Genomic DNA, 22,593 nt, shown 5'->3' with positions numbered 1-22,593 from the left:
GTCTACTCCTCCACTCGCAGGCCGGCCGGGAACCGGACGTCGCCGTCGATGATGTCGCGCAGGTCGGTGATGCCGTGGCGCAGCATGAGCGCCCGCTCCACCCCCATGCCGAACGCGAAGCCCGAGTACACGTCGGGGTCGATGCCGCAGGCGCGCAGGACGCGCGGGTTGACCATGCCGCAGCCGCCCCACTCGATCCAGCGGGCGCCGTCCTTGTGGGCGGCGAACCAGACGTCCACTTCGGCGCTGGGCTCGGTGAACGGGAAGTACGAGGGCCGCAGGCGGGTCTTCGCGTCGGGCCCGAACACGGACTTCGCGAAGTGGTCGAGGGTGCCCTTGAGGTCGGCCATGGTGATGCCCTTGTCGACCACGAGGCCCTCGGTCTGGTGGAACACCGGCGAGTGGGTCGCGTCGACCTCGTCGGTGCGGTACACGCGGCCGGGCGCGACGGTGTAGATCGGCGGCTCCTGCGTGAGCATCGTGTGGATCTGCACCGTGGAGGTGTGGGTGCGCAGCACCATGTTGGAGCCGTACCCGCCGTCGCCGTCGGCGATGTGGAAGGTGTCCATCATCGTGCGGGCCGGGTGGTCGGGGTGGATGTTCAGCGCGTCGAAGTTGAACCACTCCAGTTCGACCTCGGGGCCCTCGCCAATGGCGTACCCCATGGCGGCGAACAGGTCCGCGATCCGGTCCATCTGGACGTTGATCGGGTGGCGGGCGCCCTGGCGGCGGCGGGGCGTGCGCGCGGTGACGTCCACGGTCTCCTCGCTGAGGAACCGGGCGGCCTCGGCGGCCTTGAGGATCTCTTCGCGGGCCTCGTACACGGCGGTGATCTCGGTGCGGGCGGCGTTGACGTTGCGCCCGGCCTCTCCGCGCTCGGGGCCGGGGATCGAACCGATCGCCCTTCGGGCCAGCGACACCGGGGCCTTGTCGCCGAGGACGGCGGACTTGGCTGCGGCGAGTGCTTCGAGGTTTCCGGCCGCTTCGATCGCGGCGGCGGCGTCTTTCACGGCCCTCGCGAGGGCCTCGGGCTGGAGCAGGCCAGCCTCGTTCTCAGTGCTCATTCGTCTCTCTCCTGGCGGGACCATCAGCAGTCTAGAAAAGACGCGCGGCGCGGCCGCAGCCCGCTGGGGAGGAGTGGTCGGCTAGCCGCCCAGCCCGCACCCGGCGGGCTGGATAAATTCGCGGCGACCGTAAGACATGAGCCCATTCTAACTTCCTGCGCTGCGCCGCGGCACTCGCGTAGAGGCACACCCCGGCGGCGACGGCGAGGTTCAGGCTCTCGGCCCTCCCCCAGATGGGGACGCCGACGCGGCGGTGGGCCAGCGCGGCGGTCGCCTCGTCGAGGCCGTGGGCCTCGGAGCCGAACAGCCACACGGTGGGCGCGTCGAGATCCCCGGCCGCGTCGAGCGCGTACAGGTCGTCGCCTCCGGCGGCGGCGGCGAGGATCTGGGCGTGGGCGAACACGTCGAGGAGGTCGGCGGTGTCGGCGGCGCGCACGACGGGCAGGTGGAAGAGGCTCCCCGCGGAGGAGCGCACGCACTTGCCGTTGTACGGGTCGACGGAGTCGGTGCCGAAGACGACGCAGTCGGCCCCGGCGGCGTCGGCCGCGCGGAGCACGGTCCCGGCGTTCCCGGGGTCGGTGATGCCGTGGAGGACCGCGACGAGCTTCGGGTCCTCGGGGAGGCGCTGGTCCAGAAAACGGCAGACGGCGACGAGTCCCTGCGGGGTGACGGTCTCGGCGAGGGCGGCGAGGCCCTCGTCGGTGCAGGGGTGGACGTGCGCGCCCGCGGCGACCGCGGCGTCGATCAGGTCCGAGTGGCGGGTGTCGGCGTCGAGGTCGTAGAACAGGTCGGTGACGACGCCCGCGCTGATCGCCTCGCGCACGGCCTGGGGGCCTTCGGCGAGGAACCGCTCGGCCTTGTCGCGGCCGCGGCGGCGCTGGAGCTTGCGGGCGTTGACGACCCGGGACGAACGCGCGGTGTACGCGTCCGGCCCGGGCTCATCTGTGCTCATTTAAGAACGCCTGCATCTAGGCTTCGACCGGGGCGTTGACGTCCTCGGGGAGGGCGGCCTTGGCGACCTCGACCAGGGCGGTGAACGCCGCCGGGTCGGAGACGGCCAGCTCGGCGAGGATCTTGCGGTCCACCTCGACCTCGGCGAGGGCCAGGCCCTGCATGAAGCGGTTGTAGGTGAGGCCGTTCGCGCGGGCCGCGGCGTTGATGCGGGTGATCCACAGCTTGCGGAACTCGCGCTTGCGGGCCTTGCGGTCGCGGTACGAGTAGGTGTACGAGTGGAGCAGCTGCTCCTTGGCCTTGCGGTACAGGCGCGAGCGCTGCCCGCGGTAGCCCTTGGCCTCTTCGAGTACGACGCGGCGCTTCTTCTTGGCGTTCACCGAACGCTTGACGCGTGCCACAGTTGGTCTCCTTGCGGTTAAAAGCGGTTGGAAGTCAATCGGGTCGGGCTACATGCCCAGCAGCTTCTTGACCTGCTTGGTGTCGGCAGGGGAGACCGCCTGGTCGCCCGACGCCTTGCGCTTGAAGCGGCCGCTCTTGGCCAGCATCAGGTGGTTCTTGCCGGCGCTGCGGCGCATCAGCTTGCCCGACCCGGTCACCTTGAACCGCTTCTTGGCACCGCTGTGGGACTTCATCTTCGGCATTGGTTTCTCCTTGTCTCAACCGGACGGGTCGGGCGCGTCGCCGCGCCCGGCACCTTCCGTTCGCACGGGTCTAGGACTCGGGCGTCTCGTCGGGCTTCTCGGCGGGGGCCTCGGCCGGGGCGTCGGCCTGGACCGGCTCGGCCTGCTCGTCCGCGGGGGCCTGGTCGGCCTCGCCGCGCTCGCGGCCCTTGCGTCCGCCGCCCTTGATCTCGCTCTTGGGGCGGATCGGGGCGACGACCATGATCATGTTGCGGCCGTCCTGCTTCGCGGCGGACTCGATGACCGCGAGGTCCGAGATCTCCTCCGCGAGCTTGTCCAGCAGGCGGCGTCCCAGCTCCGGTCGCGACTGCTCGCGGCCGCGGAACATGATGGTGATCTTGACCTTGTCCCCGGCCGTGAGGAAGCGCACGATGTGACCCTTTTTGGTCTCGTAGTCGTGCTTGTCGATCTTCGGCCGGAGCTTCATCTCCTTGATGACCGTCTGCTGCTGGTTGCGGCGCGAGGCACGGGCCTTCTGTGCGGACTCGTACTTGTACTTGCCGTAGTCCATGAGCTTGCAGACCGGCGGACGGGCGGTGGGTGCGACCTCGACCAGGTCCAGGTCGACGTCCGCGGCCAGTTGCAGGGCCTTGTCGATCGACACGATGCCGACCTGCTCACCCTGCGGGCCGACCAGACGCACTTCCTTGGTCCGGATCTGGTCGTTCACGCGCAAATCGCTGATGGGGCCTCCTTGGTTGCGATGCTCGCCGACGCGTTCGCGCCGGCGCCCCTGTGGCTTTCGGGTCGTCGTCGGCGCGGGTGCGCCGGCGGCTCGTCGCGCAAGCGTGACCCAGCGGCCTCGGGCATGAGGTCCCAACAAAGAAAGACCCCAGCGTATGCCAGGGTCCACTCCAAAGCACGGCGGACGTCATCCGCCGTCTTGTGACCCGGTCGCCAGTCGGTCCTGAATCGCGAGGATTCGATGGACCCGGCTGCGGGTGGGAGCTGGACTCCGCTTGCTAGCACCGCACGCGGCTCGAAGGAGCAGCGCGGTGCGATCGACAAGCCATGGTAGCACCTAGCTGCGGGACTGCTCCAAGAGCGCTCGCAGGTGTTTGATCGCCGCCACAGCCCGGTCCTTGTCGCTGACCTGGATCGCCATGATCGACATCTCGTCGTCGTCGGCCAGTTCCACGGTCGCCCAGGTCATCTTGTCGGTGAAGTTGACGGCGGTGACGACCTGCCAGGGGAAGAAGCGGGTGGCCGTGACGTTGCGCACCTCGATGCCCTTGTCGTCGGCGCGCACGCGCAGCCGCAGGAAGCTCAGGGCGATCCCGGCGCCGATGACGCCCAGGCCGATCATCGCGGCCTGGTCGGCGAGGGTGACCGCGCCGCCCTCGACGGTGGTCGTCCCGAGGGTGAAGGACAGGGCGGTGAACCCGAAGAACGCGACGGCCGCGCCGATCCACGCCCCGATGCGGGAGTTCCGGGGCCGGTATTCGAGCGGGCCGGTGGTGGTCATGGACTGCTCCTGTACGGCGGTCACGCTGCTCCTCTATTGTCCCTCGTCCGGCCCCTCACGGGAGCTGGTCGATCTCCAGGCTCGCATCGAATGCAAGCAGGGTCTTCGGCTCCCCGGTGACGATGGGCCACCCGGGGCGGTTCAGGCCACACCAGGCGACGTGCCCGGCGGCGATGTTCCCGTGCTGGCGCGAGCGCGACAGCATGAGCCCGACGTCGCGGGCGGACTTCTGGTCCAGGTCCATGATCACGGTGACGGGCAGGCCGAGCAGGACCAGGAGCGCGTCCCGGTCGCGGCGGCGGGCCTGCGACCACGCCTCGGCGAGCGCGCCGGAGGGGATCGCGAGGACGACGTTCTGCTCCAGGGCGGTGAAGACGACGGCCTGGGGGTAGGGCATGGAGGTGGCGAACCCGACGATGGCCGAGACATCCAGGATGCGGCCGCCGATCATGGGCGGGCCTCCCCGTCGTCCTTCCCTTCGGGCCTGCCCTCGACGCCGAGGACCTCGCGGGCCCAGGCGAGGTGCTCCGCGCTGGGGCCCTGGCCCTTGCGCTCGAACAGGTCCTGGAGCTCGGTGAGGGAGCGGTCGCGTTCGAGGCGCTCGGCGACGGCCGCGCCGACGTACTCGTCGACCGAGCCCGCCCGGCCGACCGCGACCAGGCGGCGGATCTGCTCCAGCTGCGCTTGGGGGAGGGTGACGCTCGGCCGCGACGGCGCCGCCCCCGTGCCGGAGGGCGGGTTGAGCGACGAATTGGCGCGATCGGTCACGATTCTCAGGGTAGCGGGGCCGCTGCGCACCGCACGAGCGGCCAGGACCGTCATGGGTCGTTCACGAACGCGGTACCGTCATCTGCGAGCGCCCCTAGTCGCGCGACAAGTGAGTCGATGGAAAGGAACGGCGATGGCCGAGACGAAGTCCGGGGAGCGACCCCACGACCCGAAGTTCCCCGAGAAGTTCCTGGAGTTCATGCGCTCCGGGTGGGGACCGCTGGACCTGGACGCCGCCCCGCTGCCGCAGGCGGCCTACACCGCCCGGCGCCGCGAGGCGCTCTCGGCGGCCTTCCCCGGCGAGGTCCTCATCGTCCCCACCGGCGAGGAGCAGCGGCGCTCGAACGACACCTTCTACCCGTTCCGCGCGGGCTCGGACTTCGTGTGGCTCACCGGCGACCAGGACCCCGAGGGCGTGCTGGTCCTGCACCCGAGCGGCGGCGGCCACGAGGCGGTCCTGTACCGCCGGCCCCGCAAGGGCACCGACTCCGACGAGTTCTTCCGCTCCGCGAAGTACGGCGAGCTGTGGATCGGGCGCAAGCACTCGCTCGACGAGACCGAGGTGCGCCTTGGCTTGCCGTGCAAGGACGTCGAGGGCCTGGACGAGGCGCTCAAGGGCGCCGACCCGGCGCGGACCCGCGTGCTGCGCGGCTTCGACGCGGCCCTGGACGCGCGCTTCCCCGAGGGGGACGCCCCCGAGGAGGGGCTGACGCGCGACGGCGAGCTGGCGGCGGTCCTGTCGGAGCTGCGGCTGCGCAAGGACTCGTGGGAGATCGAGCAGCTCCAGGACGCCGTGGACATCACCGTGCGCGGCTTCGAGGACGTCGCGCGGATCATCCCGGCGACCGGCTCGGTCTCCGAGCGGCTCATCGAGGGCGTGTTCCGCTCGCGCGCGCGCCTGGAGGGCAACGGCCTGGGCTACGACTCGATCGTGGGCGCCGGGTCGCACGCGACGACGCTCCACTGGATCACCAACGACGGCGCGACCAAGACCGGCGAGCTGCTGCTCATGGACATGGGCGTGGAGAACCACCACCTCTACACCGCCGACGTCACCCGCACGATCCCCGTGGACGGGCGGTTCACGCCGCTCCAGAAGCAGGTCTACGACGTGGTGCACGCGTCGCAGCAGGCGGGCATGGACGTCATCCGGCCCGGCACCGAGTTCCAGGAGATCCACCAGACGTGCATGCGGGTCCTCGCCGAGGGCCTGAGCGACCTGGGCATCCTGCCCGGCTCGGTGGACGAGGCGCTCGACAAGGACTCGCTGATCTACCGGCGCTGGACGCTCCACGGCTTCGGGCACATGCTCGGCCTCGACGTCCACGACTGCGCGGCCTCGCGGCCCGAGCACTACTACAAGGGCGCGGTCCAGGAGGACTTCGTGCTCACCGTGGAGCCGGGGCTGTACTTCCAGGCCAACGACGAGCTGGTCCCCGAGGAGCTGCGCGGCGTCGGCATCCGCATCGAGGACGACGTGCGCGTGACCGCCGACGGCTGCGAGAACCTCTCAGCCGGGCTCCCGCGCAGCTCCGACGAGGTCGAGACGTGGCTGGCCGAGCAGCGCGAGGCCGGGCCCCGCATCGCGGGCGCGCACTAGCCGCAGTCCCGCTCGGAACCGCAGGTCGCTCCGGGCGTCGCAGGGCCGGTGACGGCCCCGCGGACCCGGAGCGTATAGTCCGATTTCAGGCTTATATCCACCGCACCGGGCCGGCGGCGGGGGCATCACCGCACACAACCGCTCCCCGCCGCCGGCCTTCAACGTTCCCGTTGCGGTCCCCCTCTTGGCGATCCATGCCACTCGATCCCTCTTAGGCTCGGCTGAGCACCGCTGGACCGAACGCGGGTGCTACAGTTGGAACCGTTAAATAAGACGGACGTACTGTTTAAGAGTCGGCGGCTCTGCCCGACCGTGGTCCCCGACCTCCCGGGTTGCGGCAGACTGAGACCGACCTTCAGTTCTGAATTCGAGGAGCTCTCATGGTGAGTACGGACTCCTTCGGCGCCCGCGACACGCTGCGGGTCGGCGAACACGACTACGACATCTACCGCATCGACAAGGTCGAGGGGCACCAGCGGCTGCCGTACAGCCTCAAGGTCCTCCTGGAGAACCTGCTGCGCAACGAGGACGGCGCGGACATCACCGCCGACCACATCCGCGCCCTCGGCTCCTGGGACCCGAACGCCAAGCCCAGCACCGAGATCCAGTTCACGCCCGCCCGCGTGATCATGCAGGACTTCACCGGCGTCCCCTGCGTCGTCGACCTCGCCACCATGCGCGAGGCCGTCCGCGACCTCGGCGGCGACCCGGCCCAGATCAACCCGCTCGCGCCCGCCGAGATGGTCATCGACCACTCCGTGATCGTCGACTTCTTCGGCCACCCCGACTCCTTCCAGCGCAACGTCGAGCGCGAGTACGAGCGCAACCGCGAGCGCTACCAGTTCCTGCGCTGGGGCCAGACCGCCTTCGACGAGTTCAAGGTCGTCCCGCCCGGCACCGGCATCGTCCACCAGGTCAACATCGAGCACCTCGCGCGCGTCGTCATGACCCGCGACGGCCTCGCCTACCCCGACACCTGCGTCGGCACCGACTCCCACACCACCATGGAGAACGGCATCGGCGTCCTCGGCTGGGGCGTCGGCGGCATCGAGGCGGAGGCCGCGATGCTCGGCCAGCCGATCTCCATGCTCATCCCGCGCGTCGTCGGCTTCAAGCTCTCCGGCGACCTCCCGCCCGGGACCACCGCCACCGACCTCGTCCTCACCATCACCGAGATGCTCCGCGACCACGGCGTCGTCGGCAAGTTCGTCGAGTTCTACGGCGAGGGCGTCTCCTCCGTGCCCGTCGCCGACCGCTCCACGCTCGGCAACATGGCCCCCGAGTTCGGGTCCACCTGCGGCATCTTCCCGATCGACGAGCGCACCGTCGACTACCTGCGCCTCACCGGCCGCTCCGAGGAGCAGATCGCCCTCGTCGAGGCGTACGCCAAGGCCCAGGGCATGTGGCACGACCCGAAGCAGGAGGCCGAGTACTCCGAGTACCTCGAACTCGACCTCTCCACCGTGGTCCCCTCCATCGCCGGGCCCAAGCGCCCGCAGGACCGCATCCAGCTCGACAACGCCGGGCACCAGTGGCGCCGCGACGTCGCCAACTACGTGGCCGACGAGCCGGGCATCGAGTCCTTCCCGGGCTCCGACGCCCCCGCGCAGGCCCCCAACGGCTCGCGCCCGCACAACCCGCAGACCGTCAAGACCGACGACGGCGAGTTCCAGCTCGACCACGGTGCCGTCGTGATCGCCGCGATCACCTCGTGCACCAACACCTCGAACCCGTACGTCATGGTCGGCGCGGGCCTGCTCGCCAAGAACGCCGTCGAGGCCGGGCTCCTGTCCAAGCCGTGGGTGAAGACCTCGCTCGCGCCCGGGTCCCAGGTCGTCACCGGGTACCTCCAGCGCGCCGGGCTCTCCCCCTACCTCGACAAGCTCGGGTTCAACCTGGTCGGCTACGGCTGTACCACCTGCATCGGCAACTCCGGCCCGCTCCCCGAGGAGACCTCGGCCGCGGTCCAGGCCGGCGACCTCGCCGTCGCGGCCGTCCTGTCGGGCAACCGCAACTTCGAGGGCCGGATCAACCCGGACGTCAAGATGAACTACCTCGCCAGCCCGCCGCTGGTCGTCGCCTACGCGCTCGCCGGGACCATGGACGTGAACCTCACGACCGACGTCATCGGCCAGGGCAAGGACGGCCAGGACGTGCACCTGCGCGACATCTGGCCCTCCGCCGAGGAGATCCGCGAGGTCGTGGACGGCCACATCGGCCGCGACATGTTCCTCACCGAGTACGCCTCCGTGTTCGACGGCGACGAGACCTGGCAGTCCCTGCCGATCCCGACCGGCAACACCTTCGAGTGGGACGAGTCCTCCACGTACGTGCGCAAGGCCCCGTACTTCGAGAACATGCCCGCCACCCCGGACGCCGTCGAGGACATCCACGGCGCCCGCATCATGGCGAAGCTCGGCGACTCGGTCACCACCGACCACATCTCCCCCGCCGGGTCCATCAAGGCCGACTCGCCCGCGGGCGAGTACCTCAAGGCCCAGGGCGTGGGCCCCAAGGACTTCAACTCCTACGGCTCGCGCCGCGGGAACCACGAGGTCATGGTCCGCGGCACGTTCGCGAACATCCGCCTGCGCAACCAGCTCGCCCCCGGCACCGAGGGCGGCTGGACCCGCGACTTCACGCAGGCCGGCGGCCCCGTCGCCACGATCTACGACGCGTGCCAGAACTACGCCGCCGAGGGCACCCCGCTGGTCGTCCTCGCAGGCAAGGAGTACGGCACCGGCTCCAGCCGCGACTGGGCCGCCAAGGGCACCCGCCTCCTCGGCGTCAAGGCCGTCATCGCCGAGTCCTACGAGCGCATCCACCGCTCGAACCTCATCGGCATGGGCGTCCTGCCGCTCCAGTACCCGGAGGGCGAGTCGCACCAGAGCCTCGGCCTCACCGGCGAGGAGACCGTCGCGGTCACCGGCGTCACCGCCGTCAACGAGGGCATCCCGGACACGGTCACCGTGACCGCCACCGGCCCCGACGGCACCGTCACCACCTTCGAGGCCGTCGTCCGACTCGACACCCCCGGCGAGGCCGAGTACTACCGCAACGGAGGCATCCTCCAGTACGTCCTCCGCGGCCTGCTCGCCAAGTAGCGCAACGAAAGCGAGAAGGGGCGGGCCCGCCGGGCCCGCCCCTTCTCGCTGTGGAAACCCAGTCGACTGGGGTCCTACCTGGATTCCGGGGCGGGCGTTGACGGTGGGGGGCGGGCGCTGGCAGTCTCGGGGGATGAGTGCGGGTTATGAACTGGCGCAGGTGAACATCGGGCGGATGCGCGCGCCCTTGGACTCGCCCGTGATGAAGGACTTCATGGACGGGCTGGCGGAGGTCAACGCGGCGGCGGACGCGCACGAGGGGTTCGTGTGGCGGCTGGCCGACGGGGAGGGCGAGGGGGCGACCGGGTTCCGGTTCTGGGGCGACGAGTGGCTCATCGTGAACATGTCGGTGTGGGAGGACCCCGAGACGTTCCGGGCCTTCGTGTACGGCGCGGTGCACCGGCCGTACCTCCAGCGGCGCCGCGAGTGGTTCGAGCACCTTAAGGAGGCCGTGACGGTCCTGTGGTGGGTGCCCGCGGGCGAGCGGCCGACCGTGGAGGACGCGGAGAAGCGGCTGACGATGCTGCGGGAGAAGGGGCCGACGGCGGACGCGTTCACGATGAAGGAAACGTTCCCCGCGCCCGAGTGAGGGCCCTCACCGGGTGGAATCCCCGGCCCCGCCGGGGCGTTTCGCCTGGTGTGATCCGGGAAGTGGACGTCGTCGTGATCGGGGCCGGGCAGGCCGGGCTGTCGGCCGCGTACTTCCTGCGGCGCCGCTTCGAGCCCGGGACCGGGTTCGCGGTGCTCGACCACGCGCCGCACGCGGGCGGGGCGTGGCAGTTCCGGTGGCCGACCCTCACGTTCAAGACCGTCAACGGCGTCTACCAGCTCCCCGGCATGGCGGTCCCCGAACCCGACGAGTCGACCCCGGTCGCCGGGGTCATCTCCGAGTACTTCGCCGCATACGAGCGCGAGTTCGACCTGCGCGTCGAGCGGCCCGTCTCGGTCCGCTCCGTGCGGTCCCTCCCCGACAAGCGGCTCGAAGTCGCCACCGACCGCGGCACGTGGATCGCGAAGGCGCTCATCAACGCCACGGGCACCTGGGAGCGGCCGTTCTGGCCCCGCTACACCGGGCAGGAGACCTTCCGGGGCCGCCAGACGCACACCGCGCAGTACCGGGGGCCCGAAGCGTTCGCGGGCGAGCGCGTCGTGGTCGTCGGCGGCGGGATCTCCGCGATGCAGCACCTCATGGAGATCCACCCGGTCGCGGCCGCCACCACGTGGGTGACGCGGCGCGAACCGCAGTGGCGCAGCGGCGACTTCAACCCCGACCGGGGCCGCGAGGCCGTCGCGATGGTCGAGGAGCGCGTGCGCAAGGGCCTGCGGCCCCAGTCGGTCATCAGCGTCACCGGCGTCCCGCTCACGCCCGAGATCCGGGCCGCGCGGGAGGCCGGAATCCTGGACCGGAACCCCATGTTCGACCGGATCGAGCCCGACGGCGTCGCCTGGGACGACGGGCGCTTCGTGCCCGCCGACACGATCCTGTGGGCCACCGGCTTCCGGGCCGCGCTCGACCACCTGGCGCCGCTGAAGCTGCGCGGACCGGGCGGCGGGATCGTCATGGACGGCACCAGGGTCGCGGCCGACCCGCGCATCCACCTCGCGGGCTACGGCCCCTCGGCGAGCACGATCGGCGCGAACCGCGCCGGGCGGTCGGCGGTGCGCGAGATCCGCGAGTACCTCGACGGGCTCGCCTCGGGACCGGCCTAGCGGCCGATCGTGAACACCGCCTGGACCGGCCAGTGGTCGGAGGGCGTGAGCCCGTCCCCGGTCCGGGTGTTGACACCGGCCCTGTGGACGGTGAGCTCCTGGCGCTTCGGTCCGGATTTCACCATGATCCAGTCGATGCGGCGGCCGTCCTCGGCGGGCGTGGTCTTCCAGCGGTTGAAGGTGCCCCAGTCGGGGGTGAGGCGCAGGGCCGCGGCGTCCCAGGCGTCGTCGAAGTCGCGGGCGAGGATCGCGTGGGCCTCGGAGTCGGGGCGGCAGTTGAAGTCCCCGGCGAGGACCGCCGGGCCCTGGAAGCCGCGCATGAGGTCGCGGCACATCGCGGCGCCCTTGCGGCGGGCCTTCTCGGAGCGGTGGTCGAGGTGGACGTTGACGACGTGGAAGTCCTTGCCGGTCGCCTTGTCCTCGAAGCGGACCCAGGTGAGCATCCGGACCGAGCCGGTGCCCCAGGCGCGCGAGCCGATCCGGTCGGGGTGGCGCGAGAGCCAGAGGTGGTCGTAGGCGACGGGCACGACCCGCGCGGCGTCCCACAGGATCGCGGTGGACCCGGAGCGGGAGCCCCCGGCGCAGCCGAGGTGGACCCAGTCGTAGCCGTCGAGGTCTTCGCGCAGCTCCCGGAGCTGGTAGAACTGTCCCTCCTGTGTGCACAGGACGGTGGGGCGCTCGTCGCGCACGACCTGCGCCACGAACGGGCGGCGCTTCCACCACGAGTGCGGGGCGCGGCCCGAGGCGGTCTTCAGGTTGTAGGTCATGACCTGGATCTCGGGGGCCGCGACCGGGCCGACGAGCGGGACGCCGGCGAGCGCGGGCGGCTGGTCCGGCGGGGCGGCGTTCCGAACGGTGTCCATGGTCGCGACCATAGCGCCGGGTCCACCGCCCCGCTGGACCTTCGCGTTTACGGCAGTTCGATCAGCGCCTGGGCGGGCCAGTGGTCGGACGGGGTGAGGCCGTCCTTGGCGTAGGTGTTCACCCCGGCTTTGAGGATGCGGACGCCGGGGGTCGCCAGGATCCAGTCGATGCGGCGCTCGGTCTCGCTGGGGACGGGGTTCCACCCGTTCCACGTGCCCCAGACCGGCGTGACCTGCTCTTCGGCGGCGAGCATGGTGTCGACCAGGCCGCCGTCGGTGAGGATCGTGTAGGTCGGGGTCTCGGGGACCTGGTTGAAGTCGCCCGCGGCGATCACGGGGAGTCCGGCCTCGACCCACGGCGCGATGACGTCGAGGTTCATCTGGGCGCCCTTCTGGCGGGCGTCCTCGGACTGGTGGTCGAAGTGGTTGTTGACCACGGAGAACTCCTTGCCCGTGCGCAGGTCCAGGAAGCGGACCCACGTGAGCATCCGCACCACGTTGTTGCCCCAGCCCTTGGAGCCGATGAGCAGCGGGGTGTCGGAGAGCCACTGGTGGTCGTACTCGACGACCTTGAGGCGCTTGGTGTTCCAGTAGACCGCGGTGGCCTCGGACCTGGAGCCGCCCGTGCGGCCCAGGTGGATCCAGTCGTGGTGGTCGCCGAGGTCCTCGCGCACGTCCTGGAGCTGAGGGTAGATCCCCTCCTGGGTGAACACGACCGTGGGCTTCTCGCGCTTGAGGACGGTCTTGACGAGGGCCCGGCGCTCGTCCCACGTGTGGGGCGAGGCGTCGCCGCCCTCGAAGCGGAGGTTGAAGGTGAGGAGGTGGAGCTGGTCGCCGCGCGGCTCCCCGATGAGGGCGCCGCCGAAGGACTCCTGCGCTTGCGCGGCTGGGGAGAAGGCGCCGGTGGCGACGGCCGTCGCGCCGACGGCGAGGCCGGCGCCGAGCACGCCGCGTCGACTGAGGACGTTTGTCATTGAACCTCTATATCTCAGGATGAAACCGGGTGGAATGCAAGTTCACGACAAATGCCCCTTGAGTGCAACCCCAAGGGGGTGAACGCGGAGCGAACTCGCGTCGGACGGCCGCCGCCGTCCCGGTTCCCTGGGTGCGAGGTCTGTCAGCGCTTCCCGGCGTGCGACTCCAGGTAAGCCGCGATGGCCGCGGGGTCGTCGGGCCCGGCCCAGCCGATGTAGCCGTCGGGGCGCACGACGCGCGCCGTGCCGTCCGGTGCGGCGGTGGCGAGGGCGTCGGCGGCGGCAATGTCGTTGAAGGTGCTGTCGAGGACGACGAACCGTCCGCCCCTCAGGGCCTCGTAGAGCCGCGTGCCGTCGGCGAGCGCGAGGTCCGCGGCGCGGGCGCCGGTGAGGCGGTGCTCGCCGTGGCCGTGCGGGTAGTGGACGTCGATGCCGCTGATGAGCCCGGTGATCTTGTGCTGCACCGGGTCGAGTTTGAGGGCGGTCCCGAGGACGGCGCCGCGGACGGCCCCGACGACGCGGGACTTGTTGGCGGCCACGCGGATGATGCGGCCGCTGGCGCGCAGGACCGCCTCGCCGACCGGGTGGCGCTCGGCCGCGTAGGTGTCGAGCAGCGCCGGGTCGGCGCCGCGCAGGACGGCGGCGAGCTTCCACGACAGGTTCGCGGCGTCCTGGATGCCGGTGTTCATGCCCATGCCCCCGGCGGGCGAGTGGCAGTGCGCGGCGTCTCCCGCGAGGAACACGTTCCCGGCGCGGTAGGCCGTGGCCTGGCGCTCGTCGGAGTGGAAGCGCGAGGACCACTTCGGTTCGCGCATCCCGAAGTCGGTGCCGAACGCGAGCTTGAGGGCGGTGCGGATCTCGTCGGAGGAGACCGGCGCGTCGTCGTCCTGCTGGTCGGCGGCGTTCCAGCCGATGACGCGCCACAGGCCGCCGCCGAAGTCGGCGAGGAAGCAGAACGCGCCGTTCGCGCCGCTGACGGCGGGGCTGTCGGCGGGCGGCTCGTCCAGTTCGACGTCGGCGAGCATCATCGAGCGGAGCACGGCCTCGCCGGGGAAGTCGATGCCCACGGCCTGGCGGACGGCGGAGCGGACGCCGTCGGTGCCCACGACGTAGGCGGCGGTGAGGTCGCCCTGGTCGGTGCGCACGGTGGCGCGGCCCTCGGTTTGGTCGAGGCCGGTGACCTTGCAGCCGAATCGGAACTCGACCCCGGCGCGCTCGGCGCGCTCACGGAGGACGCGCTCCACGTTGTACTGCGGGGTCATGAGCACGTACGGGAAGCGGGAGTCGAGGACGTTGAGCTTGACCTTGGCGCGGCCGAAGAGGAACAGCTCGCCGAGCTTGCGGCCGCCGAGGGCGAAGAGGTCCTCGGCGAGGCCGCGGGCGTCGAGGACTTCGAGCGTGCGGGCGTGGACGGCGAAGGCGCGGGAGAGGTTCGAGATCTCGGCGCCGCGCTTCTCGACGACGGTGACGCGGACGCCGGCGGCGGCGAGGTCGCCCGCGAGGAGGAGCCCGGTGGGGCCTGCTCCGACGACGATGACTTCGGTCTGCTGCTCGTTCATGACGTTCTCCTCGGGGGTGGGCCGTGGCCGGAAATTCATCACTTGATGAATTCAATGTATGTTGAATTCCGGCGGAAGGGAAGAGGGCGCGCCGCAATGTGACGCAGGAGATGATCGGGCGCAACGGATTCGGGGCCCGGGAACGCAGTTAGGGCCGCGAGAGGTGAGAGACTCGCGGCCCTAGTTCGAACTGCCGAGGATAGGTTAGCATAACCTAACTATCGACTCAAGGGGCCGTCACCAGCGCAGGATCGCCCCGACGCCTCCGGCGTCCTTCCCCAGGTCGACGCCCTCGCCGAGGATCGACACGCGGGCGTCGGACGCCAGCGCCATCTCGATCATCGCCTCGCCGAGCTGCGCTTCGGCGACGGCCGCGGCGACCTCCGGCTCCCCGGGCGCGACGGCGTCGGCGAGCACGGCGCCCTCGGGGATGCGGCGGGCGCTCCACACGGAGTCGCGCTCGATGAGCAGCCGGTCGACGCGCCCGGCTTGGAGCGCGTCGAGCACCTCTTCAGACCCGATGGCGGCCTTGGGGAGCGCCTCGGCGAAGTCGGCGGCGAGCCGCGCGTCCCTCGCGTGCCTGGCGGCGGCGATCTCGGGCGCGACGGCCTGCTGGATCATCGCGGGCGACTTCTGGCTGAGGACGAGCTGCGAGGGCACGACCTCGGCCTTGACGCCGTTGCGGAGGTGCTTCGAGGCGGCCTCCACGAGTTCGGGCTCTCCGGTGACGACCAGGAGCTCCCAGCCGTACTCGCTGACGTGCTCCTCCAAGGTGGCGTGCGCGGCGGAGAGGAACTTCTGGAGGTGCTCGGCGACTCTGAAGTCGAACAGGTCGTACTGGGTGGAGGTGCTGTGGAAGTCGCGCCCGCGCCCGCCGGGGCCCTTCATGACGCGCCAGTCCTCGGTGGCGAGCTCGAAGGAGAGCCCGGAGACCTCTTCGCAGACGCCGAAGCGGCTGTCGAGCAGGCGCATGCCCTTGCCGTCCACGACGGCGACGCCCGCGGGCGAGCCTTCGGCCCACGCGCCGAACATCGGGGCGATGTGGGACCTGGGGGCGAGGGCGACGCGGTCGGTCAGGGGCGTCTGCATTGCGACGCTGTAGGTCTCGCCGGTGCCGAGGGCGACGAAGAGCGCCCGTCCGATCCCGGGCGAGCCGGGGTGGACGAGCGCTTCGATGTCGATCTTGAGGTCGTCGACGCGGCGGCCGAGCATGGAGCCGGTGCCGTTGCCGACGGCCTCGCGGAGTTGTTTGAGGCCCTGGTCGAGCCGGGTCTTCCAGGGTGGGGTCGTGCCTTCCTGCCGGGGGTCGGCGTTGACGTAGAGCGAGAGCACGCCGGCGTCGTCCCGCAGGTTCACCAGCTTGAGCTGCGTCTCGCGATCCATGGGCATGGCTACCGCCTCCTCGTTGTCGGAATTCGCCTCAGGATATGCCGGGGCGCGCCGAATCGTGAAGGTTTCGCCAGTTCCGCCCGCTAAGCTGCGGGCTGCCTTTCGTCCCAGGCCTTTTCGAGGACTTCCGCGAAGAGGGCGGTCGGCTGCGCGCCGGACACGCCGTACTTCTCGTCGATCACGAAGAACGGCACGCCGGTGGCCCCGAGCGCGGCGGCCTCGGCCTCGTCGGCGCGCACGGCCTCGCGGTACCGCTCGGGGTCGTCGAGCACGGCCACCACGTCGGCCTCGGCGAGCCCGGCGGCGACGGCCACCTGGACGACCCGCTCGCGCTCGAAGATCGACGCCTCGTCGGCGAAGTTCGCGGCGTAGAACGCCTTCCAGACGGGAGCCTCAAGGCCCTGCTCGGCGGCGAGGTGGAGGATGCGGTGGAGGTCGAAGGTGTTGCCGTGATCCCTGTTCTCGGTCCGGTACTCCAGCCCTTCCAGCTTCGCCAGGTCCCCGAGCTTGTACTCGTTCGCCTGGGCCTGGGCGGGGCTGATGCCGTACTTCTTCGCGATCATCGGCACGACGGCGTCGACGTCCCCGGGCTCGCGGTCCGGGTCGAGCTCGAAGGACCGGTGCCGCACCTCGACGGCGACCTTCCCCTCCAGCGCCTCCACGGCCTTGTCGAACCGGGCCTTTCCGACATAGCACCAAGGGCAGGCGATGTCCGACCAGATGTCCACTCGCAGCGCGTTCTGTAGCTCAGTCACCCCAGTGCCAACACTTGAAGCTTCCACCGGATTCCGCCTGTGCACCATCTCTCGCCACGCCCCCGCCGCGCCCCGCACTCGCGCCCAAGCCCCCGTTCAGGTACCCTTTCTCAGGCTCGGCGCGCCCCCACCGCGCCCCAGGGTGCTTAGCTCAGCGGTAGAGCACCTCCCTTACAAGGAGGTGGTCACAGGTTCGATCCCTGTAGCACCCACCGATTCCTGTCAGCGTTCGGCTTTGTGCCGGGCGCTGTTTTTAGTGGGTGGCCGCGGGCCGGGTCGGCCCGCGGCTGGCGGGTTTTCGGTCAGTTGGCGGCCGGGCGGGCCGACCACTGGGTGCGCAGGGCCGCGAACATGGGCTTGCGGGACGGGGACTCGGTGAGGCCGCCGTGGAGCATCGCCGTGATCGCCGCGGTGGCCGCGGCGTTGTCGGCGGCGCTGACGCCCTGGGCGAACATGGTGAGGACCTCGTCGGCGGCGGCCGCCACGAGGTCGGCGTCGCCCTTGCGGGCCGCGCGGGAGAACTCGACCGCGAGGTCCTTGTCGCCGTTGATGTTCCGCGCGGCGCACGTGTGGAGGCGCTGCCCGTAGCCGATGCCCTCGATCCAGCATTCGGCGAGGTAGACGAGCTCGCGGGCCGACTGGTCCCACCGCAGGTCGCTGCCGATCAGCTCCGACAGGGCCGGGAGCTGGCGCGCTTGGGGATAGGACGATTCGAGGAGCGCGTCGGCGTCGGCGTCGGTCAGGTATCGATAGGTCATCCTTGAACGGTAGCCCGCCGGGAGGCCGCCGCCGCGCTGCGCCGGGGGTTATCTGCCTCGCGGGGGCGTGCGGGGACGCCGAGATCACTCTCCGCGGCCGCGCCGGTGCGCCCCGGCGCCTCGCGGCGGACGGTTTCGGATCGAATGACCGGGATACGATGAGTCGGTTTCGTGAACTAGAGGGAGAGCCCATGGCCGAGGCAGACGAGAACGCGCGGCGACTCGCGGAGGCGCGAGCCGCGCTCGCGCAGGTGAGCGCCGCGCCCGAGCAGGCGCAGGCCGAGCCCGTGACCGTGGAGGCCGCGAAGGGCCGCATCCGGGTGACGCTCGGCGTCGACGGGCGGGTCGCGGAGATCTTCGCGGACCCGAAGGCGGTCAAAGAGGGCACGGACTACATCGCCGAGCACGTCCTCGCCGCGCTGAACGAGGCGCTCGACAAGCGGGCGGCGATGACCGCCTCGCAGGACGCCGCGCCGGACCTGGCCGCCCTCACCGAGTCCCTCGCGGCCGTGCAGGACGCCGGGGTGCGCCGGTTGCAGGCGTTCACCGCCTCCATCGGGCAGGTCATGACCAAGCTCAACCGGGACGGCTAGGGGGCCGGATGTTCGGAGAGGACCAGATCGCGCAGCAGCTCTCGGCCGCGCGCGACACGCTCGCGCAGGGACCCGGCACCGCGAGCGGCCAGACCGAGCCGATCCTGGCCGAGGGGGCCGGCGGCCGCATCAAGGTCACGCTGGGGACGAACGGCCGGTTCGAGCGGATCAAGATGAGCCTCAGCGCCCTCAAGGACGGGCCCGAGGCGCTCCTGGACCAGCTCGCCTACACGCTCAACACCGCGCTCGACGAGCGGAGCGAGCGGACCGCCGTCCCCGGTCCCGCCGCCGACATGGCCGACGTCAACGAGCGCGCCGCCCGCATGCAGGACGCCTCGATCCGGCAGTTCAAGGACATGGACGCCTCGATCCGCGACCTCATGCGCCGGGTCCACGGCTGACGCCGCGCGGCGCCGGGTGCCGGCCGCGCCCTGCGCCGCGCGGGCGACCGCTAGACTCGGACCGAACCCAAGCGACGGAAGGGAGGTGGCACACGTGTCGAGTCCGAACGAACCGGTGTCCCCCTCCCGTAGCGTGCGCTGACGCAGCGGCTCCACGGGCGGGACGGCACCCGCGAACCTGGAGTACACGCATGAGACGCCAACAGGCGCAACATCAGCCGATTGACGAGCGCACCGCCCTCTACGAGCGGCTGCGCTGGCAGCGGCAGACCGTCCGCAAGAAGGCCGAGGGGCTCGCCGAGCCCGAGGCCCACCGGTCCTACCTTCCCTCACCGCTCATGACCGTGGCGGGACTCGTGTCCCACCTGCGGTGGAACGAGCACGCCTGGTTCGAGGTCTCCCTCCTCGGCGAACCCGACCGGGGGCCGTGGACCGACGAGGACCCCGACGCGGAGATGCGCGTCGAGGGCGTGCCGCTCGCGCGGCTGCTCGACGAGTACGACGAGCAGTGCGCGCGGTCGGTCGCGATCGCCGACTCGATGGCGCTCGACGCCCTTGAGCGGGGCGCGCCGCCGGACAGCGAGCCGTGCTCGCTGCGGTGGGTCCTGCTGCACATGATCGAGGAGACCGCCCGCCACAACGGGCACCTCGACGTCATCAGGGAGCTCGCCGACGGCGTGACCGGCGAATAGTCAAGGGGGCGGCACGCCGTGCGGCGCGCCGCCCCCGTCTCAGTTCACGGCCGCCGCGACCCGCGGGACCGGTTCGGGGGCGCGGGGTCCGGGGGCCAGCGCGCGGACCGCGAGCGCGCCCGCGAGGCCGGTCGCGATGAGGACGAGCCACGGGAGCGGGCCGCCGGTGCGGTCCAGGGCCGCGCCGAGGAGGAGGTTCCCGGCGGCGATGGCGACGCCGGTGATCGTGGAGTAGCAGCCGTAGTAGGTGGCGGTGCGGCCGTTCGCCATGGCCGAGACCGTGTCCATCTCGAACGGGTAGGCGATCATCGTCCCGGCCGCGAGCAGGGCCGCGCACAGCACCGCGGCCGCCGTCCGCCATCCGAGTCCCGTGTGGACGACAAGGAGCGGCGGCAGGAACGCCGCGGCCATGACGGCGAGGCCGAGGGGCATCGCGCGGCGGTGCCCCAGGCGCCGCCTGCACCACGCGGTGGTGCGGGCCTGGCCGAGGATCGTGACCAGGGCCGAGGCCGCGAAGAGGCCGGTGACGGCGAGCGGTGCGCCGCCGACGAGCCACGGCAGGGCCAGGTACACCTGGAATCCGAGCACGTAGGACGCGGCCATGGCGAGGCTGAACGCGAGGAAGCGCCGGTTCGCGGCGACCGCGCGCCAGTCGGCCCACACGGTGGTCGGCGGGCCAGCGGGGCCCGCGTCCTGCGCGGGGAGGCGGCGCGCCTGCGCGACGGTGAGGACCGCGAAGACGCCGGCAGCCGTCAGGCACGCGTACCGGAAGTCGAAGGCGGTCAAGGCGACCCCCACGATCGGGCCCGCGAACAGGCCCGCCTGGTAGAACACGTTGAACAGCGCGAACGCCTCGACGCGGTCGGCCCCTGCGCGCGCGGCGATGTACCCGCGCACGGCCGGGTTGAACAGGGCCCCGGCGACGCCGGTGGCCGCCATCGCCGCCACGAGGACCGGCACGTTCGCCGGGAGCGCCAGAGCCGCGAACGCGGCCGTGCGCAGGGCGCACCCGGCGACGATCATCGGCTTGTGGCCCAGGCGGTCCGCGATCGTGCCGCCGACGAGGAACAGGCCCTGCTGGCAGAGGTTGCGCACGCCGAGAAGGAACCCGGCCGCGCCCACGGCCATGCCGACGTCCCCGGTCAGGTACGCGAGGAGGTACGGCATGAGCATGTAGAACCCGAGGTTGATGCCGAACTGGTTGACGCACAGGAGCCGCACGGTCGGGTCGGCGGCCCGCAGGCCCGCGGCGAGGCCCCTCACGCCCGGCCGCCGAGCGGGTCGACCACGGTGGCGCAGCGGGTCCATTGCAGCACTTCGCGTTCCGCGGGATGCGCGATCACCGCCGGTTCGGGCGGCGGCGTGCCGAGGAGCCCGTTGGCGCGGCAGTACTCGTCGTTGAAGACGGTGTCGGCGTAGCGGTGCGGGCCGTCGGGGAAGACCGCGGCGATCACCGTCTCGGGCGGGAGGGTCCGCGCGAGCCAGTCGGCGACCAGGGCGACGGCGCCGACGCTCCACCCGCCGGAGACGTACGCGCCGGAGGCGAGGCGGCGGCTGGTCGCGACCGCGGCGGCCGCGGGCACCCAGTGGACCTCGCTGAACGCGGCGTAGTCGACGTTGCGCGGGTGGATACTGGAGCCGAGGCCGCGCATGAGGCGGGTCCGGGCGGGCTGGCCGAAGATCGTGGAGCCGCAGGCGTCCACGCCGACGAGGCGGCACCCCGGCGAGAGCCGCCGCAGCACTCCGTGGGTCCCGGCCGAGTGGCCGCCGGTGCCGACGGCGCACACGAGGACGTCGATGCGGCCGAGCTGGTGCGCGAGCTCGACGGCGAGGCGCCCGTACCCGGTGACGCAGTCGGGGTTGTTGTACTGGTCGGGGCACCACGAGCCCGGTTCGGCGGCAAGGAGTTCGGCGACGCTGCGGCGCCGGGCCTCCTGCCAGCCGCCGTCGGGGTGCGGCGCGGCGACGAGGTCCACGGTCGCGCCGTAGGAGGCGAGGAGGCGGCGCGTCGGCGGCTCCAGGCCCGGGTCGGCGACGATCGTGAGCGGGTGCCGGTAGGTCATGGCGGCCAGCGCGAGGCCGAGCGCGAACGTGCCGCTGCTGGACTCGACGATCGGCGCGCCGGGCGCGAGGTCCCCGCGCAGGCGCGCGCCCGCGACCATGTGGAGGGCGGCGCGGTCTTTGATGCCGCCGGGGTTGGCGCCTTCGAGCTTGGCCCAGTAGCCGCGGCCGGGCCCGGCCTCCATGCGGAGGACGGGGGTGTCGCCGACGAGGGCGACGGGCGTGTGGTGGACGCCGGCGCCGCGGACGGCGGGCAGCGTGAATTCGGTGGTGGACATGGAGACGCTCCGGTTTCGTGTGCTGGCGGTTGGATCTGGTCGACGCGGAGGTCGGCCTAGATCCGCCAGACGCAGAGCGCTGCGGTGTCGGGGGCGAGGAGGGGGTCGGCTGCTGCGGGGCGGGCGCGTTCGGTGCCGTGGCCGGGCCGGGGGCCGGTGGCGGCGGCGTCGGGGGCGTCGGTGTCGTAGGCGTTCGGGAGGTTCGCGGCAGAGGCTGCGGCGGTCTCGTCGTGGCGCTGGTGGTGCTCTCGGCAGTCGGTCGGCGCGGCGGTCGCGGCGGTCGCGGGGTGGGCCTCGGCGCGGTGGAGGCCGCAGAGGTCGGCGGCGGCCAGGAGCAGGAGGAGGACGGCGGCGAGGACGGCGAGGCGGCGGTGGGTGGGGTGGCGCGCCGCTGTCATGTGGCCGAGGCTAGCGGCCCCGGGGCGCGGATCAGGCCGACACGCCGTGGCGGGGCGCGGGAACGGCGGCGCGCGTTTGCGGTTGCGGCTTCCGGCCGGACGTAGAATCGGGGCCATGCCCGATCGCGAATCCACTGCTCCTGCAAGCGGCTTGCACCATGCTCCGAGCGGGGAGCAGTTCGCCGCCGCGGCGTCGGTGTTCGCGCTGCTCGCCGATCCGACGCGGCTGCACCTGCTGTGGGTGCTCGCGGAGGGGGAGGCGGACGTGACGGCCCTGGCGGAGCGGGCGGGCGCGGCGCGTCCGGCGGTGAGCCAGCATCTGGCGAAGCTGCGGCTGGCGGGGCTGGTGCAGCCGCGGCGGGAGGGGCGCCGGGCGGTGTACTCGCTGACGGACGGGCACCTGCGGCGGCTCGTGGTGGAGGCGCTGAGCCGGGCGGACCACCAGGTGACCGGGGAGCCCTGGCACGCCTAGAAGCGTTCGACGTGTGCGCAAGTGCGCACACGTATGCTACGGTCGGGGTCCCTGC

The 22,593-nt window shown here is 71.7% G+C and carries 25 protein-coding genes and 1 tRNA gene; 9 read left to right on the top strand and 17 right to left on the bottom strand.

The window, feature by feature from the left end; all coding sequences use genetic code 11:
- Positions 1–2 precede the first annotated feature (2 nt).
- From pheS to ACFFXY_RS07905, 8 genes are all read right to left on the bottom strand, one after another.
- Positions 3–1,064 (bottom strand): phenylalanine--tRNA ligase subunit alpha, encoded by a 1,062-nt coding sequence (gene pheS / locus ACFFXY_RS07940; RefSeq protein WP_382348081.1) that lies wholly within the window; start codon positions 1,062–1,064, stop codon positions 3–5.
- A 31-nt stretch (positions 1,065–1,095) separates the two neighbouring features.
- Positions 1,096–2,016: a TrmH family RNA methyltransferase gene (locus ACFFXY_RS07935; RefSeq protein WP_382348078.1), complete on the bottom strand. Its 921-nt coding sequence runs from the start codon at positions 2,014–2,016 to the stop codon at positions 1,096–1,098.
- A gap of 16 nt (positions 2,017–2,032) precedes the next feature.
- Entirely contained in the window at positions 2,033–2,416 is a 384-nt protein-coding gene (gene rplT / locus ACFFXY_RS07930; protein ID WP_382348075.1) for a 50S ribosomal protein L20, read from the bottom strand.
- A gap of 48 nt (positions 2,417–2,464) precedes the next feature.
- The gene (rpmI, locus tag ACFFXY_RS07925; RefSeq protein WP_382348072.1) at positions 2,465–2,659 is read right to left on the bottom strand and encodes a 50S ribosomal protein L35; all 195 of its coding nucleotides are present in this window, start codon (positions 2,657–2,659) and stop codon (positions 2,465–2,467) included.
- Between the two features lie 70 nt (positions 2,660–2,729).
- Positions 2,730–3,368 carry a translation initiation factor IF-3 gene (infC, locus tag ACFFXY_RS07920; protein ID WP_382348069.1) on the bottom strand — a complete coding sequence of 213 codons (639 nt, stop codon included), beginning with the start codon at positions 3,366–3,368 and terminating at the stop codon, positions 2,730–2,732.
- 351 nt (positions 3,369–3,719) lie between these two features.
- Positions 3,720–4,187, bottom strand: coding sequence for a PH domain-containing protein (locus tag ACFFXY_RS07915; protein ID WP_382348066.1), 468 nt, complete (start codon positions 4,185–4,187; stop codon positions 3,720–3,722).
- A 31-nt stretch (positions 4,188–4,218) separates the two neighbouring features.
- Positions 4,219–4,614, bottom strand: coding sequence for a hypothetical protein (locus ACFFXY_RS07910; protein WP_359955733.1), 396 nt, complete (start codon positions 4,612–4,614; stop codon positions 4,219–4,221).
- Positions 4,611–4,931 carry a ribbon-helix-helix domain-containing protein gene (locus ACFFXY_RS07905; RefSeq protein WP_382348063.1) on the bottom strand — a complete coding sequence of 107 codons (321 nt, stop codon included), beginning with the start codon at positions 4,929–4,931 and terminating at the stop codon, positions 4,611–4,613. Before ACFFXY_RS07905 ends, ACFFXY_RS07910 begins: the two co-directional genes overlap by 4 nt.
- 133 nt (positions 4,932–5,064) lie before the next feature.
- Here ACFFXY_RS07905 and ACFFXY_RS07900 point away from each other — a divergent pair, with 133 nt between their 5' ends.
- The 4 genes from ACFFXY_RS07900 (at position 5,065) to ACFFXY_RS07885 (ending at position 11,345) form a co-directional block, all read left to right on the top strand.
- Positions 5,065–6,531, top strand: a complete 1,467-nt coding sequence (locus ACFFXY_RS07900; RefSeq protein WP_382348060.1) for an aminopeptidase P family protein — start codon at positions 5,065–5,067, stop codon at positions 6,529–6,531.
- 383 nt (positions 6,532–6,914) lie between these two features.
- Positions 6,915–9,635 (top strand): aconitate hydratase AcnA, encoded by a 2,721-nt coding sequence (acnA, locus tag ACFFXY_RS07895; protein ID WP_382350569.1) that lies wholly within the window; start codon positions 6,915–6,917, stop codon positions 9,633–9,635.
- 133 nt (positions 9,636–9,768) lie between these two features.
- Entirely contained in the window at positions 9,769–10,224 is a 456-nt protein-coding gene (locus ACFFXY_RS07890) for a DUF3291 domain-containing protein (protein WP_382348057.1), read from the top strand.
- Between the two features lie 53 nt (positions 10,225–10,277).
- Positions 10,278–11,345 carry an NAD(P)-binding domain-containing protein gene (locus ACFFXY_RS07885; RefSeq protein ID WP_382350566.1) on the top strand — a complete coding sequence of 356 codons (1,068 nt, stop codon included), beginning with the start codon at positions 10,278–10,280 and terminating at the stop codon, positions 11,343–11,345.
- On the opposite strand, the gene ACFFXY_RS07880 is transcribed toward ACFFXY_RS07885, so the two are convergent.
- From ACFFXY_RS07880 to ACFFXY_RS07860, 5 genes are all read right to left on the bottom strand, one after another.
- On the bottom strand, positions 11,342–12,208 hold the full coding sequence (locus ACFFXY_RS07880; RefSeq protein ID WP_382348054.1) for an endonuclease/exonuclease/phosphatase family protein: 867 nt from the start codon (positions 12,206–12,208) through the stop codon (positions 11,342–11,344). The genes ACFFXY_RS07885 and ACFFXY_RS07880 overlap by 4 nt on opposite strands.
- Positions 12,209–12,255: 47 nt before the next feature.
- Positions 12,256–13,182, bottom strand: coding sequence for an endonuclease/exonuclease/phosphatase family protein (locus ACFFXY_RS07875; protein WP_382348052.1), 927 nt, complete (start codon positions 13,180–13,182; stop codon positions 12,256–12,258).
- A gap of 143 nt (positions 13,183–13,325) precedes the next feature.
- Positions 13,326–14,741 carry an FAD-dependent oxidoreductase gene (locus ACFFXY_RS07870; RefSeq protein WP_382348049.1) on the bottom strand — a complete coding sequence of 472 codons (1,416 nt, stop codon included), beginning with the start codon at positions 14,739–14,741 and terminating at the stop codon, positions 13,326–13,328.
- A 237-nt stretch (positions 14,742–14,978) separates the two neighbouring features.
- Positions 14,979–16,130 (bottom strand): VLRF1 family aeRF1-type release factor, encoded by a 1,152-nt coding sequence (locus ACFFXY_RS07865; RefSeq protein WP_382348046.1) that lies wholly within the window; start codon positions 16,128–16,130, stop codon positions 14,979–14,981.
- Positions 16,131–16,213: 83 nt separating this feature from the next.
- Positions 16,214–16,864, bottom strand: a complete 651-nt coding sequence (locus ACFFXY_RS07860) for a DsbA family oxidoreductase (RefSeq protein ID WP_382350563.1) — start codon at positions 16,862–16,864, stop codon at positions 16,214–16,216.
- A gap of 161 nt (positions 16,865–17,025) precedes the next feature.
- Between ACFFXY_RS07860 and ACFFXY_RS07855 the strand changes: the two genes are divergently transcribed.
- Positions 17,026–17,097, top strand: a tRNA-Val gene (locus tag ACFFXY_RS07855).
- A gap of 90 nt (positions 17,098–17,187) precedes the next feature.
- Here ACFFXY_RS07855 and ACFFXY_RS07850 read toward each other — a convergent pair.
- Positions 17,188–17,643 carry a hypothetical protein gene (locus ACFFXY_RS07850; RefSeq protein WP_382348043.1) on the bottom strand — a complete coding sequence of 152 codons (456 nt, stop codon included), beginning with the start codon at positions 17,641–17,643 and terminating at the stop codon, positions 17,188–17,190.
- Between the two features lie 191 nt (positions 17,644–17,834).
- On the opposite strand from ACFFXY_RS07850, the gene ACFFXY_RS07845 reads away from it, so the two are divergent.
- From ACFFXY_RS07845 to ACFFXY_RS07835, 3 genes are all read left to right on the top strand, one after another.
- Positions 17,835–18,236 carry a YbaB/EbfC family nucleoid-associated protein gene (locus tag ACFFXY_RS07845; RefSeq protein ID WP_382348040.1) on the top strand — a complete coding sequence of 134 codons (402 nt, stop codon included), beginning with the start codon at positions 17,835–17,837 and terminating at the stop codon, positions 18,234–18,236.
- A gap of 8 nt (positions 18,237–18,244) precedes the next feature.
- Positions 18,245–18,637 (top strand): hypothetical protein, encoded by a 393-nt coding sequence (locus ACFFXY_RS07840; protein WP_382348037.1) that lies wholly within the window; start codon positions 18,245–18,247, stop codon positions 18,635–18,637.
- 191 nt (positions 18,638–18,828) lie between these two features.
- Positions 18,829–19,329: a DinB family protein gene (locus tag ACFFXY_RS07835; RefSeq protein ID WP_382348034.1), complete on the top strand. Its 501-nt coding sequence runs from the start codon at positions 18,829–18,831 to the stop codon at positions 19,327–19,329.
- A gap of 39 nt (positions 19,330–19,368) precedes the next feature.
- Here ACFFXY_RS07835 and ACFFXY_RS07830 read toward each other — a convergent pair whose 3' ends face one another.
- Genes ACFFXY_RS07830 through ACFFXY_RS07820 form a run of 3 tightly spaced genes read right to left on the bottom strand, consistent with a single transcriptional unit; the run spans position 19,369 to position 22,066 of the window.
- Positions 19,369–20,592 carry an MFS transporter gene (locus ACFFXY_RS07830; RefSeq protein ID WP_382348031.1) on the bottom strand — a complete coding sequence of 408 codons (1,224 nt, stop codon included), beginning with the start codon at positions 20,590–20,592 and terminating at the stop codon, positions 19,369–19,371.
- Positions 20,589–21,668, bottom strand: coding sequence for a PLP-dependent cysteine synthase family protein (locus ACFFXY_RS07825; RefSeq protein WP_382348028.1), 1,080 nt, complete (start codon positions 21,666–21,668; stop codon positions 20,589–20,591). The genes ACFFXY_RS07830 and ACFFXY_RS07825 overlap by 4 nt, the downstream gene beginning before the upstream one ends.
- Before the next feature lie 56 nt (positions 21,669–21,724).
- Entirely contained in the window at positions 21,725–22,066 is a 342-nt protein-coding gene (locus tag ACFFXY_RS07820; protein ID WP_382348025.1) for a hypothetical protein, read from the bottom strand.
- A 115-nt stretch (positions 22,067–22,181) separates the two neighbouring features.
- Here ACFFXY_RS07820 and ACFFXY_RS07815 point away from each other — a divergent pair, with 115 nt between their 5' ends.
- A complete protein-coding gene (locus tag ACFFXY_RS07815; protein ID WP_382348022.1) occupies positions 22,182–22,538 on the top strand; it encodes an ArsR/SmtB family transcription factor in 357 nt (118 codons plus the stop codon).
- Positions 22,539–22,593: the final 55 nt, after the last annotated feature.

The organism is Glycomyces mayteni (assembly GCF_042428885.1).
GTDB lineage: Bacteria > Actinomycetota > Actinomycetes > Mycobacteriales > Micromonosporaceae > Glycomyces > Glycomyces mayteni.
Note: the sequence above shows the minus strand (reverse complement) of the source record. Positions and strands in the feature narration are given on the sequence as shown.